This is a genomic window from Nocardioides pocheonensis (assembly GCF_003725535.1).
Classification (GTDB): domain Bacteria; phylum Actinomycetota; class Actinomycetes; order Propionibacteriales; family Nocardioidaceae; genus Marmoricola; species Marmoricola pocheonensis.
The window spans coordinates 127,020-150,439 of the sequence record NZ_RJSF01000019.1; the positions used below are offsets into that span (position 1 = coordinate 127,020).

The window sequence follows — 23,420 nt, forward strand, 5'->3', positions numbered from 1 at the left end:
GGACACATCCATGGCCAAGGCTCTCCTCGGCTACATGGGCAGCACCGACCCTCGCGTGACTGCCCGCCTCGCACGTGAGAACCACCTCCTGAAGCAGCGGATCGCGGACCTCGAAGCAGCGCACCTGCGCCTCCAGATGGAGAACGACGCGCTCGCCTCGATGGCTGCCGAGTCTGCCGACGAAGAGGTCCTCGAGCTCGCTTGACCCCGACCGGCCCACGTTCAGTGGGCCAGCTCGGGCCGCGCGGTCCTCGGCAACAGGAACGCCGCCGCGAAGCTGGCGGCGTAGCAGCCGACCCCGACGACGATCAGCCACCGGATCGAGTCGGCGAACCCGTGACCGGGCAGCAGGTGGAAGAACAGCGAACCCAGCACGGCCACGCCGAGTGCTCCGCAGAACTGCTGCACCGCATTGAGCACTCCGCTCCCCGACCCGATCTCCGTGTCCGCGAGACCGGCGAGGATGATGTCGAAGAGCGGCGCGAAGATGGCCCCGCTGCCCAGGCCGGTGACGAAGAACCCCGGCGCCAGGTCCCACCCGCTCGTGGCCAGCCCGTGCGCCCGGATGGCTAGCCACACCAGGCCGAGCCCCGCGGCGAGCACGAGCAGGCCGCCGTGGAGCACCCGTCGCCCGAACTTCGGGCCCAGGGCGGCCCCGGACGCGGCAGCGCCCACGGCCATCCCGAGCGCCCACGGAGCGAGGGTGATCCCCGTGTGCATCGGGGCGAAGCGCAGCCCGTACTGCAGGAACAGGTTGATGGTGAGCATGAAGCCCGACATCGCCGTGAAGAAGCTGCCCAGGAACACCAGCCCGGCGAGGAACGACCGGTTCGACATCAAGGAGCGCTCGATCACCGGGTGACGGGTCCGGCGCTCGGAGACGAAGAACGCCGCCCACAGCACCGCGCTGCCGGCCAGCATCGCGAACATCCAGCCGGGCCAGCCCTGCTCGTGGCCCTGCACCAGGGGGTAGATCAGCGTGATCGAGGCGGCGGTCAGCAGGGACGTGCCGAGCGGGTCCAGGCGGGCGCCGGCGTCTCGGGCGAGGTGGCGGGGCAGGTAGCGGATCGCGAGGTACGACGCCACGGCGCCGATCGGCACGTTCACCCAGAAGATCGCCCGCCACCCGGTGCCGAGCAGGTCGGCGTGGAGCAGGAACCCCGCGATGATCGGGCCCATCACGGCCGACAGCCCCATCACGGGGCCGAACGGGATGAACGCCTTCTGCAGGTCGTCCTCGGTGAAGGACGACTTCACCATGGCCAGGCCCTGGGGGATCATGACCGCCCCGAAGAAGCCCTGCGCGACCCGGGCCGCGATCAGCAGCGTGGCCGTCGGGGCGAGGCCGCACGCCAGCGACGCGACGGTGAAGCCGACCATCCCGATCGTGAAGAGGCGGCGGCGACCGAAGAGGTCGCCCGCACGGGCCGAGGTGATCAGCCCGACCGCGAAGGTCAGGGTGTACGCCGCGAGCACCCACTGCAGGGTGCTCTCGCTGCCGCCGATGTCGCGGCGGATCGAGGGCCCGGCCAGGTTGGCGACGGTGGCGTCGAGCAGGTCCATCACGTCGGCGACCATCACGACGACGAGCACCATCCAGCGGTGGCGGTACCCGTCGGGACCGACCAGCGAGGACGGGGCTGCGCCGGGGTCCGGCGTACGGGAAGAGACGGCGGTGGACATCGCAACTCCTAGACGAACAGTGTTCGGACAACTCGAACACTGTTCTACTCGAACACTGTTCGTTCGTCAAGAACATTGTTCGTTGAATCCGGTTATACTGGTGTCATGGCATCCGAGCCCCACTCCTTCCAGGTCGGACGCGTCAAGGTGACCGCGCCGGAGGCCGTCACCGAGAAGGTCGCCGAGAGCGTCGCTGCCGTCGTGGGCCAGGTCTTCGGCGGCCGCCCGGGCGCGCAGGGCCGGGCCCGCAAGGCACCGTCGGCCGACCGGCTCTCGGCTGACCGGATCGTCGAGGTCGCGGTCGACCAGATGCGCGAGCGCGGGTACGACGCCGTGACGATGCGCTCGATCGCCAAGGAGCTCGGCACCGGGCCGGCGTCGCTCTACGCCCACGTGGCCAACCGTGCCGAGCTCGACCAGCTGGTGGTCGGCTGGGTCTGCGGCCAGTGGCAGGTCCCCGACCCCGATCCGGAGCACTGGGACGACCAGCTGCGTGACTGCCTCAAGGACATGCTGGCGATCTACCGGGCCAACCCCGGCGTCGCCCGCTGCACCCTGGGCATGATCCCGCTCCAGCCGGGCCTGCTGGTCACCGTCGAGCGGCTCATCGCGCTCCTCAAGGCGGGCGACGTCCCGGACCAGTACTGCGCGTGGTTCACCGACGTCTCGGCCCTGTACGTCGCCTCGGTCGCCGTCGAGGAGGACATCTGGCGCGAGCGCCACCGCGGGCAGGACGCCGACGAGAGCGCCACCGGCGAGCACCTCGACGAGGACGCGGCCATCGACCAGGTCCGGCAGGTCTTCGAGAGCCTGCCCGCCGAGCACTTCCCGCTGCTGCGCTCGATGGCCGCGACGATGACGACCGGCAGCGCCGACGAGCGCTTCGGGTTCGGTGTGGACCTGCTCGTCGGCGGGCTGAAGGCGCTCAGCGAGCGCTAAACCGGGTGCGCCCGGCTCGCGACCTGCCTAGGGTGCCGCGGTGGCCAGACTCGTCGAGACCCTCGCGCCCCGCCGGCTCGGCGTCGGGTTCCGGTGGCTGATCGCCTCGTCCTGGGCCACGAACCTCGGCGACGGCCTCGCCCTCGCCGCAGGTCCGCTGCTGATCGCGTCGCACACCCACGACGCGTTCGTCGTGTCTCTCGGCGCGCTGGCCCAGTGGCTGCCCCCGCTGCTCCTCGGCCTGTACGCCGGGGCGCTCTCCGACCGCCTGGACCGGCGCGCGATCATCATCACGGTCAACCTGCTCCGCGCCTGCGTGCTGCTGGTGCTCTCCGGGTTCATCGTCTCCGACCTCGTGTCCGTCCCGGTCGTCGTGGGCGCCCTCTTCCTCCTCGGCGTCGCCGAGGTGTTCGCCGACAACACCTCGGGCACCCTGATGCCGATGCTGGTCGACCGCGGCGACCTGGCCCTGGGGAACGCCCGCCTGATGAGCGGCTTCATCACCCTCAACCAGCTCGCCGGACCGCCGATCGGCGCAGCGCTGTTCGCCGCAGGCTCGGCGCTGCCGTTCGTGGCTCAGGCGGTGCTCGTGCTGGCCGGAGTCGGCCTCGTGTCCCGGATCGTGCTACCGCCTCACGGTCGGCCGCCCGAGGACCGCAGCCACCTGCGCGCCGACGTCGTCGAGGGCATCCGCTGGGTGCGGGGCCACGCGGCGGTCCGCACCCTCGTGCTCACGATCTTCACCTTCAACATCACCTTCGGAGCGGCGTGGTCGGTCCTCGTGCTCTACGCGACCCGCCACCTGGGCATGGGCCCGGTTGGCTTCGGCCTGCTGACGACCACGGCCGCGGTCGGCGGGCTCGCCGGCACTGCGGCGTACGGGTGGATCACCCGGCGGGTCAGCCTCGGTGACCTGATGCGGATCGGCCTGGTCCTCGAGACCCTGACCCACCTGGCACTCGCGCTCACGACCAGCCCTGCCGTGGCGCTGGGCATCTTCTTCGTCTTCGGTGCCCACGCGTTCATCTGGGGGACCACCTCGATGACCGTGCGGCAACGCGCCGTCCCGACCGAGCTGCAGGGACGCGTGGGAGCGGTCAACGTGCTCGGCACCTACGGCGGGCTGGTGATCGGGTCGGCGATCGGCGGGCCGCTGGCGCGGCACTGGGGGCTGACCGCTCCGTTCTGGTTCGCGTTCGCCGGGTCGGCGCTCTTCGTGGTGCTGATCTGGGGCCAGCTGAGCCACATCGCGCACGAGGACGAGCCGGCCGCGACCTGACCCGACACGCGGCCCGTGCCGCCGTACGACGACCCGGGGCACGTAGGCTCGACGGTGCCGCTTCCCCCGGCAGAGGTCCCGCATAGGATCCCTGTTCGCGCGCCCACCGGCCACGTGGTGAGCACAGCGTGGCCAGCACTGTCGGACTGAGGAGCCTCGCCTTGTACCTGAAGAGCCTGACCCTGAAGGGGTTCAAGTCCTTCGCCTCCTCGACCACCCTCCAGCTCGAGCCCGGGATCACCTGCATCGTCGGACCCAACGGCTCGGGCAAGTCCAACGTCGTGGACGCCCTCGCCTGGGTCATGGGCGAGCAGGGGGCCAAGTCGCTGCGCGGCGGCAAGATGGAGGACGTCATCTTCGCCGGCACCTCCGGCCGTCCGCCGCTGGGCCGTGCCGAGGTGCAGCTGACCATCGACAACTCCGACGGGGCGCTGCCGATCGAGTACGCCGAGGTCACGATCAGCCGCACGATGTTCCGCAACGGCGGCTCGGAGTACGCGATCAACGGCACGTCGTGCCGGCTGCTGGACGTCCAGGAGCTGCTCTCCGACTCGGGCATCGGGCGCGAGATGCACGTGATCGTGGGGCAGGGGCAGCTCGACTCGATCCTGCACGCCACCCCCGAGGACCGCCGCGGGTTTATCGAGGAGGCCGCCGGCGTCCTCAAGCACCGCAAGCGCAAGGAGAAGGCGCTCCGCAAGCTGGAGTCGACCGACGGCAACCTGACCCGCCTCAGCGACCTGCTCAGCGAGATCCGACGCCAGCTCAAGCCGCTGGGCCGGCAGGCCGAGGTCGCCCGGCGCGCCCAGACCGTGCAGGCCGACCTGCGTGACGCCCGCGCCCGGCTGATGGCCGACGACCTCGCCACGGCCCGGGTCGCGCTCGAGCAGGAGCTGGCCGACGAGAGCGTGCTGGTCGCCAAGCGCGCGGAGGTCGAGGCCGAGATCGCCGCGACCCGCGAGGCCGAGTCCGCCCTGGAGGCCGCGCTCCGCGAGGACCTCCCCGCCCTCTCGCGCGCCCAGGAGACCTGGTTCTCGCTGTCGGGGCTGCGCGAGCGGCTGCGCGGCACGGCGAGCCTCGCCGCCGAGCGGGTCCGCAACGCCCAGCAGGTCGCCGAGGAGCGGCCGCCCTCGGGCCGCGACCCCGACGAGCTCGAGGCCGAGGCCGAGCGGGTGCAGGCCGAGGAGACCGCGATCCTCGCGGAGGTCGAGCACCACCGCGGCGCCCTCGAGCAGGCGGTCACCGCCCGCCAGTCGGCCGAGCAGCTCTTCAGCGAGGAGGAGCGCCGGATCGCCGGGCTCCAGCGCGCCGCCGCCGACCGGCGCGAGGGCCTGGCGCGACTGCACGGACAGGTCAACGGGCTGCGCAGCCGCGCCGCCGCGGCCGAGGACGAGGTCGCCCGGCTGGCGGAGGCGCGCGCGGACGCGCTCGCCCGGGCGGAGAAGGCCCAGCACAGCTTCACGTCCCTGGAGACCAGGGTGGCCGGTCTCGACGCGGGGGAGGAGGGCCTCGACGCGGAGCACGAGGCCGCCAGCGCGCTCCTCGGGGACATCGAGGAGCGGCTCGCCAAGGTGCGCGAGGAGGCCCAGGCCGCCGAGCGCGACCGGGGCGCCCTCGCAGCGCGCAAGGAGGCCCTCGAGCTCGGGCTCAACCGCAAGGACGGTGCCGGCGCCCTGCTGGCGGCCACGGACTCCGTCTCGGGGCTGCTCGGCTCGGTCGCCGCGCTGCTGAGCGTCCGCACCGGCTACGAGGCTGCGATCGCCGCCGCCCTCGGCAGCGCGGCCGACGCCGTCGCCGTACGCGACGTCGACGCCGCGATCCAGGCGATCGGCCACCTCAAGTCCGACGACCTCGGTCGCGCCGGGCTGCTGCTCGGCGGCTCGACCGTGGACGAGGACAGCTGGCCCGGGCTGCCTGCCGGCGCCGTGTACGCGACCGACGTCGTCGAGTGCCCGGCCGACCTGCGCCCCGCGTTGTCCCGGCTGCTGTTCAAGACCGCCGTGGTCGACGACCTCGCCACCGCCCGAGCCCTGGTCGGCGAGGCGCCCGACGTCACGGCCGTCACGCTCGACGGCGACCTGCTCGGCGCGCACTTCGCGTCCGGCGGGTCCTCGAGCCAGCCCAGCCTGATCGAGGTGCAGGCCGCCGTCGACGAGGCCGCCGAGTCGCTGGCCCGCGCGAGCCACGAGCTCGAGCGGCTCACCTTCACCCTCGCCACGCTGGAGGCGGAGCGCGAGGACGCCGCGCGCCGGGCCGACGTCGCTCTCGCGAAGCTCCACGAGTCCGACGCCGCGCTGGCGGCGGTCGCCGAGGAGCTCGGCCAGTACGGCGCCCAGGCCCGCTCCGCCAAGGCCGAGGCCGCCCGCCTCGAGCAGGCGATCGCGACCGCCCGCGAGTCGCACGCCTCCCACCTCGCCGGCCTCGCCGAGCTCGAGGAGCGCCTCGCGCAGGCGGAGACCTCCGAGGACGAGGAGCCCGACACCGACGAGCGCGAGCGCCTCGCCGAGGCGGCCCGTGCGGCGCGTGCCCGCGAGATGGAGGCGCGCCTGGCGCTGCGCACGGCCGAGGAGCGGGCGCGGGCGCTGCACGGCCGCGCCGACGGTCTCCGCAACGCGGCGCGAGGCGAGCGGGAAGCGCGAGCCCGCGCGATCGCCCGCCGCGAGCAGCTGCTGCGCGAGGGGCGGGTCGCCCAGGCCGTGGCCCGAGGGGTCGCCGTGGTCCTCGACCGGCTCGAGGAGTCGATCGAGCTGGCCACCATCCAGCGCACCGGCATCGAGCGCGGCCGGACCGGCCGGGAGCAGCAGCTCGTCGCCACCCGCGAGAAGCTGCGCACCCTCGGGACGACGCTCGACGAGCTGGTGAACTCCGTCCACCGCGACGAGATGGCGCGCACCGAGCAGCGGATGCGGATCGAGCAGCTCGAGGAGCGTGCGCTGGAGGAGCTCGGCCTGGACGCCGACTCCCTCGTCGCCGAGTACGGACCCGACCAGCCGATCCCGCGCATGCCCGTGGACGACGCGGCCGCGAGCGCGGCCGAGGCGGCGCGAGCCGAGGCCGCCGACGGCGCCGACGAGGTCGTCGAGACCTACGCCTACGACCGGGAGGAGCAGCGCAAGCGGTTGCGTGCCGCCGAGCGGGCGCTGGCCCAGCTCGGCCGGATCAACCCGCTCGCGCTCGAGGAGTTCTCGGCCCTGGAGGAGCGGCACAAGTTCCTCACCGAGCAGCTCGAGGACCTCAAGCGCACCCGCCGCGACCTGCTGGACATCGTGCGCGAGGTCGACGAGCGGGTGCAGCAGGTCTTCACCGAGGCGTACGCCGACGTGACCAAGGCCTTCGACTCGACCTTCGCCCGGCTGTTCCCGGGGGGTGAGGGCCGCCTGGTCCTGACCAACCCCGACGACATGCTCACCACCGGCATCGAGGTCGAGGCCCGCCCTCCGGGCAAGAAGGTCAAGCGACTCTCGCTGCTCTCCGGCGGCGAGCGATCCCTGGTCGCCGTGGCGTTCCTGGTGGCGCTGTTCAAGGCCCGGCCGTCGCCGTTCTACATCCTCGACGAGGTGGAGGCGGCGCTCGACGACACCAACCTCGGCCGGCTGCTGGAGATCTACGAGGAGCTGCGCGAGAACTCCCAGCTCCTGGTGATCACCCACCAGAAGCGCACGATGGAGGTCGGCGACGCGCTCTACGGGGTCTCGATGCGTGGCGACGGCGTGTCGGCGGTGATCAGCCAGCGCCTGCGGGAGGCCGAGAGTGCCTGACCGGAGCCGCCCCACGCGAGGGGAATACCGGGCTTGGCGGCAGGCGACCACCCGCTGGGCCGACGACGACGTCTACGGCCACATGAACAACGCACGGTACTTCGAGCTGATCGACACCGCCGTCAACGTGCACCTCGCCGAGGCCACCGGCGTCGACATCCGCACCCTGCCCGCGGTCGGCGTGGTCGCGGAAGTGTCCTGCCGCTACTTCCGCGAGGTCGGCTACCCCGACCCGATCGACCTCGGCCTGGCCGTCGAGCGGATCGGCACGTCCTCGATCGTCTACCGGATCGGCATCTTCCAGGGCGGGACCGGCGGACCGGAGGACGAAGCAGCGGCCGAGGGCCGCTTCGTCCACGTGTACGTCGAGGCAGCCTCCCCGGGACGCGGTGCGGACGACGACGGGCACCGCGAGGCCCGCCGGTCGGTGCCCGTCCCCGAGATCGTGCGCGCGGCCGTCGAGCCTTTGCTCGCCGACACCTCCGACAGCCCCGACAGCAACGACGGGTAGACCGGGCCGGCGGTCGGCGGTTTGGGTCGGCGAGCGACAATGGGGTCGACCGACATCGGGACTCGGGAAGGATCCGTCGTGATCGTGCTGGTGCTGCTGATGCTCGTGATCCTGCTGGTCGCCGGCGCCGTCGTGGTCTACGTCGCGTTCCCGCACCGGGGCGAGGACGTGCCCGGCGCGCCCTGGCTCGGCGAGGCCGTGAAGCGGGGTGTGGACGGCGTCGGCGAGGCCATCGAGCGCTCCGGCGAGCTGCTCGACGAGCGGATCGCAGACCGTTCCGGCGACGCCGCGGAGCGCGCTGACAGCCGACGCTGACCCGCGCCTGACTGCGACTCGTCCTCTGGTTGGATGGGTCGCATGATCGGGACAAACGAGCTGCTCCTCCTCGCCGCCGCGATCGCGCTGCTCGCGGTCGCCCTCGTGGTGGGGCTGGTCCGCTCCGGCGGTCGTCGTCGTACGCCGCCCGCTCCGCCGACGCCGTCGGCCCCGCCGGCAGCCGAGGCACCGGCCCCCGGAGCCCCCGGGGAGGCACCGGCCGAGCCGTCGGTCGAGACCCGCGCTCCGGCGGCGCCGACGCTCGAGCGGCCCGAGGGCCGCTCGAGCCGGCTGGTCCGGCTCCGTCAGCGGCTCGCCGGATCCCAGGGAGGCCTGGGCCGCGGGCTGCTCGCCCTGCTCTCGCGTGACCGCCTCGACGAGGACACCTGGGAGGACATCGAGGACACGCTCATCACGGCCGACGTCGGGGTCGGCCCCACCCAGGAGCTGGTCGAGAAGCTGCGCACCCGGCTGCGGGTGGAGGGAAGCAGCGCGGCCGACGCCCGGACCGTGCTGCGCGAGGAGCTGCTCGCGCTGGTCGATCCCTCGATGGACCGCGAGCTCCACCTCGACGGACCCGAGGACGGCCCGGCCGTCGTGCTCGTCGTCGGGGTCAACGGCGCCGGCAAGACGACGTCGGTGGGCAAGATCGCCCGCGTGCTCGTCGCAGACGGGAAGTCGGTCGTGATGGGTGCCGCCGACACGTTCCGTGCGGCGGCGACCGAGCAGCTGACCACCTGGGGCGAGCGGGTCGGGGTCGAGGTGGTCTCCGGCCCTGAGGGCAGCGACCCGGCGAGCGTCGCGTTCGAGTCCGTGCGCGCCGGTGTCGAGCGCGGGGCCGACGTCGTCCTCGTCGACACCGCGGGCCGCCTGCAGAACAAGGCCGGCCTGATGGACGAGCTCGGCAAGGTCAAGCGCGTGATCGAGAAGCAAATGCCGGTGCGCGAGGTCCTGCTCGTCCTGGACGCGACGACCGGCCAGAACGGCATGGTCCAGGCGCGGGTGTTCCGCGAGGTGGTCGACGTCACCGGGATCGTGCTGACCAAGCTCGACGGGTCCGCCAAGGGCGGCATCGTCGTGGCCGTGCAGCGCGAGCTCGGCGTACCAGTGAAGCTCGTCGGCCTGGGGGAGGGTGCGGACGACCTCGCGCCGTTCGACCCCGAGGCCTTCGTCGACGCGCTGCTCGGTGAGTCGCCGGTCGACTGACCGACGACCGGGGCGCGCGCTCGCTCAGCCCTCGCTGCGCGCGGCGATCCCCTCGAGCATGAACTCCACGAAGTCCTCCGCCTCCTCGGGGGCGGGGACCGGTCGCTCGATGATCGCGTAGAGGATCATCAGGCCGGCGAACCAGTTGACCGCGAGGTCCATCCGGAAGTCCGGACGCAGCTCGCCGCGGGCGATGCCGCGCTCGAAGAGCTGGCGGGCCGCGGCCTCCTGGCCCTCGAACGCCGACGTGTAGAGGGCACCGATCCGGGGATCGCGCAACGACTCCGCGACGGTCATGCGCATGTAGGCCCGCCCGGTGTCGGTGCCGGAGAACGCGAGGGCCTGCCGCGTCGCCTCGAGGAGGTCACCGCGCAGGGAGCCGGTGTCGGGGATCGGCAGCTGGGTGCTGTACAGCTGCTCCAGCGCTGCGAAGGCGAGGTCCTCCTTGCCGGCCCAGCGGCGGTAGACCGTGGCCTTTCCCGCACGCGCCCGGGCGGCCACCTCGTCGACCGTCATGTTGTCGAACCCGCGGGTCAGGATCAGCTCGGCGGCGGCCGCCAGGATCCGGTCGTCCGCGCTCGCGTCCCGGGGACGGCCCTTGCGCCGGGGAGCACGAGGCTCTTCCGGCTGGGCAGGGCTCCCAGACATGGACACGGGGACAAGGTAGGCCTCCCGCTGAAGGGCCGCTCGGGAAACCCCGGGAAATGACCCGGGTCATTTTCTGGCCATTTGACGTTTTTGCGGCTGGTTCACGTATTCGTAACACGAGCGCGGAACCTGTCACGCAACCGAAACGCACGCGCACGGCTCCGCGAAACGTCGGACCGCGACGCTTTCCCCACAGCGTGGCTGGCCCTGGCCCCGACACCGTCGTCCGACCCCCAGGACCATCGCTGACTCTCTGCTCGCTCACCAATGGAGGTCTGATGGACGGCTATTACGCCTGGATGATCGTCGCGACGGCACTCGTGCTGATGATGACGACGCCGGCCCTGGCCCTGTTCTACGGCGGGATGACCCGCTCGAAGTCCGTGCTGAACATGATGATGATGTCCTACATCGCGATGGCGGTCATCGGCATCGTCTTCGTGCTCTGGGGCTGGTCGATGGGCTGGGGCGGTGACGGCGTCGGCAACGGGAACGGCAAGCTGATCGCCAGCCCGTTCCACATGTTCGGGCTCGACGGCGTGTCCCACGCCAACTACATCTTCGTGCTGTTCCAGCTGACCTTCGCGGTCATCACCGCGGCGCTGATCTCCGGCTCGATCGCCGACCGCGTCAAGCTGTCGGCCTGGATCGTGTTCATCGTCGGCTGGGTCACGCTGGCGTACTTCCCGATCGCCCACAACGTGTGGGGCGGCGGCTGGCTGTACTCGAAGTTCCCGAACCTCGACTACGCCGGTGGCACCGTCGTGCACATCAACGCCGGTGTGGCCGGTCTGGTGCTGGCGCTCGTGATCGGGCGGCGGGTCGGCTGGCCGAAGGAGCCGATGCGGCCCCACAACCTGACCCTCACGATGATCGGCGCCGGCCTCCTCTGGTTCGGCTGGTACGGCTTCAACGTCGGCTCTATCGTCTTCACCTCGGACGCCCTGAAGGACCCGTCGAAGTTCTCGGCGCAGTTCTACTCCGAGACCGGCGTGACCTTCATGAACACGACCCTCGCCACGATGGCCGCGATGCTCGGCTGGCTCCTGGTGGAGCGCCTGGTCCACGGCAAGGCGACGTCGCTCGGCGCCGCGTCCGGTGTGGTCGCCGGTCTGGTCGCGATCACCCCGTCCTGTGGCGCGGTGAACACGGTCGGCGCGCTGATCATCGGCGCTCTCGCCGGTGGCGTCTGCGCCGTGGCGGTCGGGCTGAAGTTCCGGCTCAAGATGGACGACTCGCTCGACGTGGTCGGCGTGCACCTGGTCGGCGGCATCATCGGCGCGCTGATGATCGGCCTCGTGGGCACCGACAAGTCGCCCCAGGGCGTCGACGGCCTGTTCGGCGGCATGAACGGCCTCTTCTACGGCGGCAACCTCACGCTGCTCGGCCACCAGGCCATGGGCGTGCTGTTCACCCTCGTGGTGTCCGGCCTGGCCGCCACCGTGCTCGGCCTGGCGATCAAGTACACGATCGGTTGGCGGGTCACCGAGGAGGACGAGGTCGAGGGCATCGACTTCGCCCAGCACGGCGAGACGGCGTACGACCTGGGCACGTCCACCAGCCGCTTCGGCAACGCCCTCGGTTCGGCGACCGGCGTCAAGGAAGGTGTGAGCGCATGAAGCTCGTGACCGCGGTGATCAAGCCGCACAAGTGGGAAGAGGTCCGCGAGGCTCTCGAGACCTTCGGCGTGACCGGCATGACCGTCAGCGAGGTCAGCGGCTACGGCCGGCAGAAGGGCCACACCGAGGTGTACCGGGGCGCCGAGTACGACATCGCCCTGGTCCCGAAGATCCGGATCGAGATCGTCGTCGACGACAGCGACGTCGCCGACGTGACCGACATCGTCGTGAAGGCCGCGCAGACCGGCCGGATCGGCGACGGCAAGGTCTGGGTCTCCTCGGTCGACAGCGTGGTCCGGGTCCGCACCGGCGAGCGCGACGAGGCAGCGATCTAGCAGCCCCGGGACAGCAGTGGACCGACAGGGTCGACGGGCATCTCGCCCGTCGGCCCTGTCGGCACGCCGTAACACGCCTGTAACGAACGGGGGTCACAGTGACGGGCCATGACGTCCCTCACCGACGCCGCAGGCGCGAGCCTGCCCTCGTTCACCGCCCACCTGGCTGCGCCCTTGTCCGCGCCCCTCACCAGCCGGATCGACACCGGCGACACCGCCTGGCTGCTCGCCGCCTCGGCCCTCGTCCTGCTGATGGCCCCCGGCCTGGCGCTCTTCTACGGCGGGATGGTGCGCTCGAAGAGCGTGCTGAACATGATCATGATGACGTTCGGTGCGCTGGCCGTCATCACGGTCGTCTGGGTGCTCGTGGGGTACTCCCTCGCGTTCGGCGACGACGTCGGCGGCGGCCTGCTCGGCGACCCGCTCCAGCACCTCGGCCTCCAGTCGCTGATGAAGCCCTCGGCGGACACCTGGCTCAGCGTTCCGGTGATCCTGTTCGCCGTCTTCCAGGGACTGTTCGCCGTGATCACCGGGGCGCTCGTCTCCGGGGCGATCGCCGACCGCGCACGCTTCGGCGCCTGGATCGTGTTCGTCGCGGTCTGGACGGTCGTGGTGTACGCGCCGGTCGCCCACTGGGTGTTCGACCTGGACCACCCCGGTCACTCCGGGGGATGGCTGGCGAACAAGGTCGGCCTGGTCGACTTCGCGGGCGGGACGGCCGTCGAGATCTGCTCCGGCGCCTCTGCGCTGGCGCTGGCGATGGTGATCGGGACGCGGATCGGCTTCGGCAAGGAAGCGATGCGGCCGCACAACCTCACCCTGGTGATGCTGGGCGCGGGCCTGCTGTGGTTCGGCTGGTTCGGCTTCAACGCCGGCTCCGCGCTCAAGGCGGACCACACCGCGGCGGTCGTGTTCGTCACGACGCTCTGCGCGGGCGCGGCAGGCGCGCTCGGCTGGCTGGGGATCGAGCGGCTCCGGGACGGCCATGCGACGTCGCTCGGCGCGGCCTCGGGCATGGTCGCCGGACTGGTGGCGATCACGCCGAGCTGCTCGTCGCTGTCGCCGCTCGGCGCGCTGGTGATGGGCGCCGCCGCGGGCGTGATCTGTGCCCTCGCCGTGGGCCTGAAGTACACCTTCGGGTACGACGACTCGCTCGACGTCGTGGGCGTGCACATGATCGGGGGCATCGTCGGCACCGTCGGGATCGGCCTGCTCGCCACGGCAGCGGCCCCGGCGGGCATCGACGGCCTGTTCTACGGCGGCGGCGTCGACCAGCTCGGCAAGCAGGTGCTCGCGGCGGCCGTGGTGCTGGTCTACGCCTTCGTGGCGTCGGGCATCATCGGTCTGGTGGTGGACCGGTTGATGGGCCTCCGCATCGATGAGGAGCACGAGGTGAGCGGCATCGACCTGGTGGTCCACGCCGAGACGGCGTACGACCTGCACGCGACGGCCGGGACGCGGACGGGCACCCTGCTCGGCCACCGGGACTGACTGACAACCAAGGAAGAAGGCCACCATGAAGCTCGTCACCGCGGTGATCAAGCCGCACAAGTGGGAGGACGTCCGCGCCGCCCTCGAGACCGTCGGCGTGACCGGCATGACGGTCAGCGAGGTCAGCGGCTACGGACGCCAGAAGGGGCACACCGAGGTGTACCGGGGCGCCGAGTACGACATCGCCCTCGTGCCCAAGATCCGGGTCGAGATCGTGGTCGACGAGCAGGACGTCGACTCGGTGACCGACGCGATCGTCCGGGCCGCGCAGACCGGCCGGATCGGCGACGGCAAGGTCTGGGTCGCGCCGGTCGAGACCGTGATCAGGGTCCGCACCGGCGACCGCGACGAGCTGGCGATCTGACCACGCCATGACCGCGGCCGAGCGCGCCGAGCGGGCCGCGAAGGCCGACACGCTGTGCCAGGAGGCGTACGCCTCCGTCGGCGCGCCCGACGTCGGCGTGGCACTGGTCGCCGTCGGCGGCTACGGCCGGGAGGAGCTGGCGCCGTACAGCGACCTCGACGTGGTGCTCGTGCACGACGTCGGCGTCGAGGCCGGCGCCTGGGCGGGCGAGATCTGGTACCCGCTCTGGGACTCGGGCCTCAAGATCGACCACTCGGTCCGCTCGGCGGCCGAGATGCTCGACCAGGCGGCCTCCGACCTCAAGGTGGCGCTGGGTCTGCTCGACGTGCGCCACCTGGCGGGAGACCCCAACCTCACGCTGCGGCTCCGCACGGCGATGCTCGCCTCCTGGCGCCGTGACGCCAAGGAGCGGCTCCCCGAGCTCCAGGCGCTGGTGCGCGACCGCTACCGCCTGCTCGGCGAGCTCGCGCACAACTCGGTGCCGGACATCAAGGAGGCGACCGGCGGCCTGCGCGACGCGACCGTGCTCAAGGCCCTGGTCGCCACCTGGCTGGTCGACGTGCCCCACGGCGAGCTGGAGAGCTGCCGGCAGGCGCTCCTGGACGTGCGCGACGCCCTGCACACCGTCGCCGGCCGCGGCAACGACCGGATCGCCCCGGAGCTGTGGTCGGACATGGCTCCGCTGCTCGACCTGCCGGACGCGGCGGCCGTCCAGCAGCACGTCCGCGGCCTCGGGCGCCGGATGACCCATCTCTCGCGGCTGACCTGGCGACGCGTCGACGCGGTGCTGCGCCGGCCCCCGAAGGCAACCGCCGGCCGGCGTCCCCAGCTGGAGTCGATTGGCGGCGGGCTCGCTGTGGCCTACGAGGAGATCGTGCTCGACCGCGACGCCCGGCCGGCCGACGACCCGTGCCTGCTGCTCCGCGCCGCCGCGGAGGCCGCGGAGCGCGACCTGGTGCTCGAGCCGACGACGACCGCGCGGCTGGTCGCCGACGTGCCGCCCCTGCCCGACCCGTGGCCGGTCGAGGCGCGCGACCTCCTGGTCCGGCTGCTGGCGGCCGGACCCGGGCTGCTCGCTGTCTGGGAGACGCTCGACGAGACCGACGCCCTCGACACCTTCCTCCCGGAGTGGGAGCGGGTGCGGCTCCTGCCGCACGCCTCGACCGTGCACCGGTTCACCGTCGACCGCCACCTCGTCGAGACCTGCATCGAGGCGTCCGCGCTGATCCGGCGCGTGTCGCGCCCGGACGTGCTCATGGTGGCGGCCCTCCTGCACGACATCGGGAAGGGAGAGCTCACCGAGCACTGCGTCGCGGGGGAGCCGATCGCCCGTGCGATCGCGCGGCGGATGGGCTTCGACGAGCGTGAGACCGAGCTGGTCACGGCGCTGGTGCGCTGGCACCTGCTGCTGCCGGAGACGGCGACGACGCGCGACGCCGAGGACCCGGCGACCGTCGAGCTCGTCACCAGCCGGATCCGCGACCGCGAGGAGCTCGAGCTGCTGTTCGCGCTCACCGAGGCCGACGCCAAGGCGACGTCGGAGAAGGCGTGGACCACGTGGCGCGCCTCCCTGGTCCGGAGCCTGGTCCGCCGGGCCGCGGCCGTGCTCGGCGACGCGCAGGTCGCGGACGGGCCGGTCCCCGAGCCGGCGTACCGGTCGGTGCAGGTCCCCGACGCCGTGCGGCGCGACCCACGCGACGTCGCCGTCACCGTGGAGGAGGGCGCCGACGGGTCCCGGGTCACCGTGGTCTCCGGCGACCGGGTGGGCCTCCTCGCCGACGCCGCGGCGATGCTCGCGCTCCAGCGCGTCTCGGTGCGGGCCGCCCGCGCCTGGAACCTCGAGGAGTTCGGCGTCTCGGTCTGGCACGTCGACCGCACGGGCCTGGACGCGGCGGTGCTGCGCGAGCGGCTCGAGGCGGTGGTCGAGGGCCGGGTGGACCCCGCCACCCGGCTGCGCCCGACCGGGCCCTCCGTCCTCGCGCCCACCGTGGTGGTGCGTCCCGAGGCATCCGAGCGGGCCACCGTGCTCGAGGTGCGCGCGGCCGACCGCCCGGGAGTCGTCCACCTGGTGTGTGCGGCGCTCGCCCGGCTCGGCATCACGGTCACCTCGGCGCACGTCGACACTCTCGGTCCGCAGGCGGTCGACGTCTTCTACGTGCAGGAGTCGGGGGCGGCCGCGCTGAGCGACCGGAGGGCGGCCGACGCCGCGCACGCGGTCCGCGCGGCCCTGAGCGGGGGCGACGCCGACCCGGGGGCCTGAGCCGGTCCCGTAGGCTTGGCAGGCGCATCCCGCCGTACGAACCCCGAGGAATCACTTGTTCACCACGCTTTCCGACCGGCTGTCCGAGACGTTCAAGGCCCTCCGCGGCAAGGGCCGGCTGTCCGAGGCGGACATCGACGCCACCGCGCGCGAGATCCGGCTCGCCCTGCTCGAGGCCGACGTCGCGCTGCCGGTGGTCAAGGACTTCATCGCGGCGGTCAAGGAGCGCGCCCGGGGCGAGGAGGTCAGCCAGGCGCTGAACCCGGCCCAGCAGGTCGTGAAGATCGTGAACGAGGAGCTGGTCGGGATCCTGGGCGGGGAGACCCGCCGGCTGACCTTCGCCAAGACCCCGCCGACCGTGATCATGCTCGCCGGCCTCCAGGGCTCCGGCAAGACGACCCTCGCGGCCAAGCTCGCGCTGTGGCTCAAGGACCAGGGCAAGAGCCCGCTGCTGGTGGCCGCGGACCTGCAGCGCCCGAACGCCGTGAACCAGCTGCAGGTCAACGGTGAGCGCGCCGGCGTGACCGTCTTCGCGCCCCAGCCGGGCAACGGTGTCGGCGACCCGGTCGCGGTTTCCCGTGAGGGTGTGGCCGAGGCCCGCCGCACGCTGCACGACGTCGTCATCATCGACACCGCGGGCCGCCTGGGCATCGACGAGGAGCTGATGCGCCAGGCCGCGGACATCCGCGACGCCGTCACCCCCGACGAGATCCTGTTCGTCGTCGACGCGATGATCGGCCAGGACGCCGTCAACACCGCCCAGGCGTTCCTCGACGGCGTCGGGTACGACGGCGTCGTGCTCACCAAGCTCGACGGTGATGCGCGCGGCGGTGCGGCGCTCTCGATCGCCAAGATGACCGGCAAGCCGGTGATGTTCGCGTCCGCCGGCGAGAAGCTCACCGACTTCGACCTGTTCCACCCCGACCGGATGGCCTCGCGCATCCTCGACATGGGTGACCTGCTCACGCTGATCGAGCAGGCCGAGAAGACGTTCGACGCCGAGCAGGCGGCCAAGGCGGCCGCGAAGCTCCAGGAGGGGGAGTTCACCCTCGACGACTTCCTCGAGCAGATGCAGCAGGTCCGCAAGATGGGCTCGCTGACCAAGATGCTCGGGATGCTGCCGGGGATGGGCCAGTTCCGTGACCAGCTGGAGAACTTCGACGAGCGCGAGATCGACCGGATCCAGGCGATCATCCAGTCGATGACGCCCGCCGAGCGGGCGAACCCGAAGATGATCGACGGCTCCCGCCGCGCGCGGATCGCCAAGGGTGCGGGTCGGACCGTCGCCGACGTCAACCAGCTGGTCGACCGGTTCTTCGAGGCCCGCAAGATGATGCAGCAGATGGCGCGCGGCGGCATGCCCGGCCTTCCCGGGTCTCCCGGGATGGGCCTGGGCAAGAAGGCCAAGGGTCGTCAGGCACCGCAGCAGAAGAAGGGCAAGGGTGCTCGGCGCAGCGGCAACCCCGCCAGGGCGGCGGCCGAGGCGCAGGGCCAGAAGGACGGCGCACCGGCCGGCTCGGCGTTCGGCCTGCCGGCCGACCTGCCCGAGGACTTCGACCCCAGCCAGCTCCCCGACCTGTCGAAGTACCTCAAGTAGACCCGGGAGGTCGGCGAGCGGGCACGAATGCTGCGCGGGAGCGCGGCGAGCGGGCAGGAATGCTGCGCGTGAGGGCGGCGAGCGGGCAGGAATGCTGCGCGTGAGGGCGGCGAGCGGGCAGGAATGCTGCGCGCTCTCACCGGCTTCGGGTGCGTCCTGAAGTGGGAGTGCCCGCTCGGGACGTCCGTGGCCAGTGGGAGTGCCCGCTCGGGGTGTCGGTCGGCAGTGGGAGTGCCCGCTCGGCGTACGGGTTTGGCTCACTCCTCCAGGGCGGCCCGGGCGATCGCCATCGCGATCGCACCGGTGATCTCGGCCCGCGCTCCGAGGGCCGCCGACGCGACCCGCACGGCGGCGGCGGTGGCCGGCTGGGCATAGCGGTCCAGGGAGGCGCGCACACCCTCGACGAGGGGTGCCGCCGAGCCGAGCGGGCCGCCGACCACGACGAGGCTCGGGTTGATGCTGTTGCACAGGTCGGCGAGCGCCCGCCCGACCGTCCGGCCGGCATCGCCGAGCACGCGGCGCACACCGGCGTCCCCCTCGGCCTCGAGGGCGAGCACCCGGTCGACCGTGAGGGTCTCGTCGTACGCCGGCTCGAGCAGCTCGAGCAGCCTCGGCACCGACACCTCGGTCTCGAGGCAGCCGCGGTTGGTGCACCGGCAGACGCGGCCGTGCTCGAGGATCTGGACGTGGCCGATCTCGCCGGCGATGCCGGTCGCGCCGCGGTAGAGGCGCCCGCCGAGCACCAGGCCCGCGCCGACGCCGCTGGCCAGCTTGAGGTAGACGAAGTCGCCGACCCCGTGGGCCGCACCGTGGTGCAGCTCGGCGAGCGCGCCGAGGTTCGCGTCGTTGTCGGCTGCCACCGGGATCCCGAGCCGCTCCTGCAGCTCGTCGGTCGGGACCAGGTCGTGCCAGCCGGGCAGGATCCCGGACCTGATCTGCGCCGACCGCCGGTCGATCGGCGCCGGCACGCAGAGCCCGACGCCGCGCAGGTCCGCGACCTCCCGGCCGCTCGCCCGCGCGAGCGAGCGCACCATCCGGGTCGCCCGGTCGAGGGTCGCGGACCCGTGGTCGTCCACGTCGACGGGCTGGACGTCCTCGGCCAGGACGACGCCGGACCGGTCGGCGACCGCGACCCGGACGTGGTGGTGCCCGATGTCGATGCCGGCCACGCCACCGCGGGCGCTCGTGGCCGCCACCAGCAGCGGGGGCCGGCCGCTGCCACCCTTGTGCGGGCGGCCGCGGTCCGTCGTCTCGACCGCGAGCCCGTGCTCGATCAGGTCCTGCACGAGACTCGACACGGTCGTCCGCGACAGCCCGGTCGACCGGGCGAGATCGGCCCGGCTCTGGGGACCGTCGGTCAGCAGCGCGCCGAGGACCGCGCGCCGGTTCGCGGCACGCAGCCGCTCGAGCGAGGTGCGGTCCGCCATGTCGGCACGGTAGGGCATTCCTCCGGAGAACGCACTAATAAGGCGCGTGCTGGCGATCTTTCCGCATTGACGCTGCCGAATCCCGGTTCCTAGCGTGACCGGCGACACACTCACCTCGGGGACCGGCTCGACCGGACCCGATCTCGGGCAGGAGACGCCATGCACCACCATCCCTCACGGACCCGGCGGCGATCCGCCGCGGTCCTCGTCGCCGCAGGTGCCGCGCTGCTGTCGGCGGCGCTCGTCGCCCCCGCCGGCCACGCGACCCCCGCCGGCGGCTCCGGCGGGCACGAGCACCACGGCCACGCCCTGCCCTACCGCGACGCGACGCTGCCGACCGCGACCCGCGTCGCCGACCTCCTCGGCCGGATGACGCTCCAGGAGAAGGTCGGCCAGATGACCCAGGCCGAGCGCGGCGACGTCGCGGCCGACCCGTCGCTCGTGACGACCTGGGGTCTCGGGAGCCTGCTCTCGGGCGGCGGCTCGGTGCCCGACCCGAACACTCCGGCGGCGTGGGCCGACATGGTCGACACCTTCCAGCGGGCCGCGCTCCAGACCCGCCTCGGCATCCCGATCCTGTACGGCGTGGACTCCGTGCACGGCCACGGCAACCTCCTGAGCGCGACCGTCTTCCCGCACAACATCGGCCTCGGTGCCACGCGAGACCCGCGCCTGGTCCGCAAGGTCGGCGCGATCACGGCCGAGGAGACCCGTGCCTCCGGGCCGCAGTGGACCTTCGCCCCGTGCGTGTGCGTGGCGCGCGACGACCGGTGGGGCCGCACCTACGAGAGCTTCGGCGAGGACCCGAACCTGGTCGAGTCGATGGAGACCATCATCGACGGGCTCCAGGGCAAGCCCGGCCAGCTGGACCAGTCGCGCCACGTCCTGGCCACCGCGAAGCACTTCGCCGGTGACGGGCTGACGAGCTACGACGCGACCAAGGCCGGCACCGGCGCCTACCCGATCGACCAGGGCGTCGACCAGGTCGACCGGGCGACCTTCGACCGGCTCGCCCTGGCGCCGTACTGGCCCGCCGTGCAGCAGCACCACGTCGGCTCCGTGATGCCCTCCTTCTCCAGCGTCGACTGGACCGAGGACGGTCTCGGCAACCCGATCAAGATGCACGCCAACCGGGAGCTGATCACCGGAGTCCTCAAGGGCGCGATGGGCTTCGACGGACTGGTGGTGTCGGACTGGCAGGCGATCAGGCAGCTGCCGGGCGACTACCGCACGCAGGTGGCCACGTCGGTCGACGCGGGCGTGGACCTGTTCATGGAGCCGTACTCCGGCAGCAGCGTCGGAGCACCCGACTTCATCGCCACGCTCGTGGGCCTGGTGCAGGACCACACCGTGCCGATGAACCGGATCGACGACGCGGTCTCGCGCATCCTGACGGCGAAGTTCGAGCTCGGGCTGTTCGAGCACCCGTTCACCGACCGCAGCCACCTCGACGACATCGGCAGCCCGGAGCACCGGGCCGTGGCCCGCAGGGCCGTGCAGGAGTCGCAGGTGCTGCTGAAGAACGACAGCGGAACGCTCCCGCTCGACGCCGACCACCCGGTGTACGTCGCCGGCAGCAACGCCGACAACATCGGCAACCAGGCGGGTGGCTGGACCCTGACGTGGCAGGGCGGCTCGACCAACGTGATCCCGGGGCAGACGATCCTCGACGGCATCCGCCACGCGGACGCCCAGGTCACCTACAGCGAGGACGCCGGCGCACCCGTGCCGGCCGGGGCCGACGGCATCGTCGTGGTCGGCGAGACGCCGTACGCCGAGGGCTTCGGCGACGTCGGCGGTCCGCAGTGGGCCTACGACCCGGGCGACCACGGGGTCCCGCGGCCGGCGAAGACCATGGAGCTCTCCGACGCCGACAAGGCGGCGGTCGCGAAGGTCTGCGCGGAAGCCGCGAGCTGCACGGTGGTCGTCGTCTCGGGTCGGCCGGTCGTGATCGACCCGTCGTTGCTCGGACAGATCGACGCCCTGGTCGCAGCCTGGCTGCCCGGCAGCGAGGGCGAGGGCGTCGCGGACGTGGTGTTCGGCACGGCGGGGTTCACCGGCCGGCTGCCGGTGACCTGGCCGCGGTCGGTGTCGCAGGAGCCGATCAACGTCGGTGATGCCGACTACGACCCGCTGTACCCGTTCGGGTGGGGGTTGCGGACGGAGGGCTGAGCGTCCTCCTCGGGCGGGCGCGTCCCCGGCTTCGGCGTTGCCGGGGGACGCGCCCGCTGCTGGGCTCATCTCTGCGCCATGTCTGGGATCGGCGTGCGTTAACGTCGCGCGCATGGCGATCGCGCGGTTCCGGGGAGTCGTGCTCCCCGAGGGGGAGGCGAGGGACCTGTACGTCGTGGACGGCCGGGTCACCCACGAGCACCAGGCCGGCGCCGAGACGGCCGCCGAGGGCTGGATCGTCCCCGGGCTGGTCGACGCGCACAACCACCTCGGCCTCGAGGACGACGGCGCCGTCGACGACGCCACGATCGAGGCCCAGGCGCTCGCCGACCGCGACACCGGCACGCTGCTGCTGCGCGACTGCGGCTCGCCGTCGGACACCCGCTGGGTCCACCGGCGCGAGGACCTGCCCCGCCTGATCCGGTGCGGCCGCCACCTCGCGCGGACGAAGCGCTACATCCGCAACTACGCCCACGAGGTCGAGCCCGCCGACCTGCCCGGGTACGTCGCCCGGGAGGCCGAGGGCAGCGACGGGTGGGTGAAGCTGGTGGGGGACTGGATCTCCCGCGAGGAGGGCGATCTCGCGCCGTCGTTCCCGGCCGACGCAGTGGCGCAGGCGATCGCCGTCGCACACGAGCACGGCGCGAAGGTGACCGCCCACTGCTTCGCCGTCGACTCGCTCTCGCCGCTGCTCGACGCGGGCATCGACTGCATCGAGCACGGCACCGGCCTGCGCACCGACCACCTCGAGCAGATGGTCGCCCAGCGGGTCGCGCTGGTCCCGACGGTGCAGCAGACCGACAAGTTCCCCGAGTACGTCGACGCGGCGCGCGAGCGGTTCCCGGCGTACGCGGCCACCATGGAGGACCTGCACCGGCGGCGCCGCGACGTGCTGATGGCGGCGTACGAGGCCGGCGTGGAGCTGTACGTCGGCAGCGACGGGGGCGGCTCGTCGCGGCACGGCTGCCTGCACGAGGAGGTCCTCGCGATGGCCGAGATGGGCCTGCCGGCGGAGTACGTCCTCGGCGCGGCGTCGTGGCGCGGCCGGGCATGGCTGGGCTGGAACGCGACCCTCGAGGAGGGCGCGCCCGCCGACTTCGTCGTCTACCCCCGCGACCCGCGCAGCGACCTCGGCGTGCTCGCCGAGCCGGCGCGCGTAGTGCTGCGCGGGGCGCGGGTGGTGTAACCGTCCAGGGGCTCTCCGGGCGGATTTCGTGCGTGCGGGCACCTCTGGCAGAATGGCGCGCTGAGTCTTGTGCGTGAGGGACCCTCTCACCCCGATCGCGCGAGCCCTTTCGAGCGGCCGACCCGGTCCCCACCTGGTGGCGGGCTGCTCACCCACCACAGAACATCCAAGGAGACACCACAAACGTGGCCGTCAAGATTCGCCTGAAGCGCATGGGCAAGATCCGCCAGCCGTACTACCGCGTCGTCGTCGTCGACTCCCGCAAGAAGCGGGACGGCCGCGTGATCGAGGAGATCGGCAAGTACCACCCGAAGGAGGAGCCCTCGTTCATCGACGTGGTCTCCGAGCGGGCGCAGTACTGGCTGGGCGTCGGCGCGCAGCCGACCGAGGCCGTCGAGGCGATCCTCAAGGTGACCGGCGACTGGCAGAAGTTCAAGGGCCTTCCGGGCGCCGAGGGCACCCTCAAGGTGGCCGAGCCGAAGCGCGACAAGACCGAGATCTTCAACGAGGCGCTCAAGGACTCGGCGAACGAGCCGAAGTCCGAGGCCGTCACCAAGAAGGCCGCCGCCAAGAAGACCGCGGCGAAGAAGGCCGAGGAGGCGCCTGCTGCCGAGGCTCCGGCCGAGGAGG

At 72.4% G+C, this 23,420-nt stretch carries 19 protein-coding genes; 16 read left to right on the plus strand and 3 right to left on the minus strand.

Annotated elements, in window-relative coordinates; all coding sequences use genetic code 11:
* The first annotated feature begins 10 nt into the window (after positions 1-10).
* Entirely contained in the window at positions 11-205 is a 195-nt protein-coding gene (locus tag EFL26_RS06455) for a hypothetical protein (RefSeq protein ID WP_123222063.1), read from the plus strand.
* A 17-nt stretch (positions 206-222) separates the two neighbouring features.
* Here the strand turns inward: EFL26_RS06455 and EFL26_RS06460 are convergent, their stop codons facing one another.
* On the minus strand, positions 223-1,683 hold the full coding sequence (locus tag EFL26_RS06460; RefSeq protein ID WP_123222064.1) for an MFS transporter: 1,461 nt from the start codon (positions 1,681-1,683) through the stop codon (positions 223-225).
* A gap of 105 nt (positions 1,684-1,788) precedes the next feature.
* Here EFL26_RS06460 and EFL26_RS06465 point away from each other — a divergent pair, with 105 nt between their 5' ends.
* From EFL26_RS06465 to ftsY, 6 genes are all read left to right on the plus strand, one after another.
* Entirely contained in the window at positions 1,789-2,622 is an 834-nt protein-coding gene (locus EFL26_RS06465) for a TetR/AcrR family transcriptional regulator (protein ID WP_123222065.1), read from the plus strand.
* A 40-nt stretch (positions 2,623-2,662) separates the two neighbouring features.
* Positions 2,663-3,901, plus strand: a complete 1,239-nt coding sequence (locus EFL26_RS06470) for an MFS transporter (protein WP_123222066.1) — start codon at positions 2,663-2,665, stop codon at positions 3,899-3,901.
* 161 nt (positions 3,902-4,062) lie between these two features.
* Positions 4,063-7,659 (plus strand): chromosome segregation protein SMC, encoded by a 3,597-nt coding sequence (gene smc, locus EFL26_RS06475; RefSeq protein WP_123222067.1) that lies wholly within the window; start codon positions 4,063-4,065, stop codon positions 7,657-7,659.
* A complete protein-coding gene (locus tag EFL26_RS06480; protein ID WP_123222068.1) occupies positions 7,652-8,170 on the plus strand; it encodes an acyl-CoA thioesterase in 519 nt (172 codons plus the stop codon). Before smc ends, EFL26_RS06480 begins: the two co-directional genes overlap by 8 nt.
* Positions 8,171-8,248: 78 nt before the next feature.
* Complete coding sequence (locus EFL26_RS06485; protein WP_123222069.1) at positions 8,249-8,485, plus strand: hypothetical protein; 237 nt, start codon at positions 8,249-8,251, stop codon at positions 8,483-8,485.
* A 42-nt stretch (positions 8,486-8,527) separates the two neighbouring features.
* On the plus strand, positions 8,528-9,691 hold the full coding sequence (gene ftsY, locus EFL26_RS06490) for a signal recognition particle-docking protein FtsY (RefSeq protein ID WP_123222070.1): 1,164 nt from the start codon (positions 8,528-8,530) through the stop codon (positions 9,689-9,691).
* A gap of 24 nt (positions 9,692-9,715) precedes the next feature.
* On the opposite strand, the gene EFL26_RS06495 is transcribed toward ftsY, so the two are convergent.
* Positions 9,716-10,339 carry a TetR/AcrR family transcriptional regulator gene (locus EFL26_RS06495; RefSeq protein ID WP_123222071.1) on the minus strand — a complete coding sequence of 208 codons (624 nt, stop codon included), beginning with the start codon at positions 10,337-10,339 and terminating at the stop codon, positions 9,716-9,718.
* 278 nt (positions 10,340-10,617) lie between these two features.
* Between EFL26_RS06495 and EFL26_RS06500 the strand changes: the two genes are divergently transcribed.
* The 6 genes from EFL26_RS06500 to ffh all read left to right on the plus strand — a co-directional run bounded on the left by EFL26_RS06500 (position 10,618) and on the right by ffh (position 18,005).
* Positions 10,618-11,958 carry an ammonium transporter gene (locus tag EFL26_RS06500; RefSeq protein WP_123222072.1) on the plus strand — a complete coding sequence of 447 codons (1,341 nt, stop codon included), beginning with the start codon at positions 10,618-10,620 and terminating at the stop codon, positions 11,956-11,958.
* Entirely contained in the window at positions 11,955-12,293 is a 339-nt protein-coding gene (locus EFL26_RS06505) for a P-II family nitrogen regulator (RefSeq protein ID WP_123222073.1), read from the plus strand. Before EFL26_RS06500 ends, EFL26_RS06505 begins: the two co-directional genes overlap by 4 nt.
* 108 nt (positions 12,294-12,401) lie before the next feature.
* Positions 12,402-13,784: an ammonium transporter gene (locus tag EFL26_RS06510; RefSeq protein ID WP_183408061.1), complete on the plus strand. Its 1,383-nt coding sequence runs from the start codon at positions 12,402-12,404 to the stop codon at positions 13,782-13,784.
* Between the two features lie 25 nt (positions 13,785-13,809).
* Complete coding sequence (locus EFL26_RS06515; protein WP_123222074.1) at positions 13,810-14,148, plus strand: P-II family nitrogen regulator; 339 nt, start codon at positions 13,810-13,812, stop codon at positions 14,146-14,148.
* 7 nt (positions 14,149-14,155) lie between these two features.
* Positions 14,156-16,408, plus strand: a complete 2,253-nt coding sequence (locus EFL26_RS06520; RefSeq protein WP_123222075.1) for a [protein-PII] uridylyltransferase — start codon at positions 14,156-14,158, stop codon at positions 16,406-16,408.
* A 55-nt stretch (positions 16,409-16,463) separates the two neighbouring features.
* On the plus strand, positions 16,464-18,005 hold the full coding sequence (gene ffh / locus EFL26_RS06525; protein ID WP_123222076.1) for a signal recognition particle protein: 1,542 nt from the start codon (positions 16,464-16,466) through the stop codon (positions 18,003-18,005).
* A 257-nt stretch (positions 18,006-18,262) separates the two neighbouring features.
* On the opposite strand, the gene EFL26_RS06530 is transcribed toward ffh, so the two are convergent.
* Positions 18,263-19,432: an ROK family transcriptional regulator gene (locus EFL26_RS06530; RefSeq protein ID WP_123222426.1), complete on the minus strand. Its 1,170-nt coding sequence runs from the start codon at positions 19,430-19,432 to the stop codon at positions 18,263-18,265.
* A gap of 159 nt (positions 19,433-19,591) precedes the next feature.
* Here EFL26_RS06530 and EFL26_RS06535 point away from each other — a divergent pair, with 159 nt between their 5' ends.
* The 3 genes from EFL26_RS06535 to rpsP all read left to right on the plus strand — a co-directional run.
* A complete protein-coding gene (locus tag EFL26_RS06535) occupies positions 19,592-21,604 on the plus strand; it encodes a glycoside hydrolase family 3 protein (protein ID WP_123222077.1) in 2,013 nt (670 codons plus the stop codon).
* A 112-nt stretch (positions 21,605-21,716) separates the two neighbouring features.
* On the plus strand, positions 21,717-22,790 hold the full coding sequence (locus tag EFL26_RS06540; protein WP_123222078.1) for an amidohydrolase family protein: 1,074 nt from the start codon (positions 21,717-21,719) through the stop codon (positions 22,788-22,790).
* A 185-nt stretch (positions 22,791-22,975) separates the two neighbouring features.
* On the plus strand, positions 22,976-23,420 hold a 445-nt coding region (gene rpsP, locus EFL26_RS06545), incomplete at its 3' end, for a 30S ribosomal protein S16 (protein WP_123222079.1).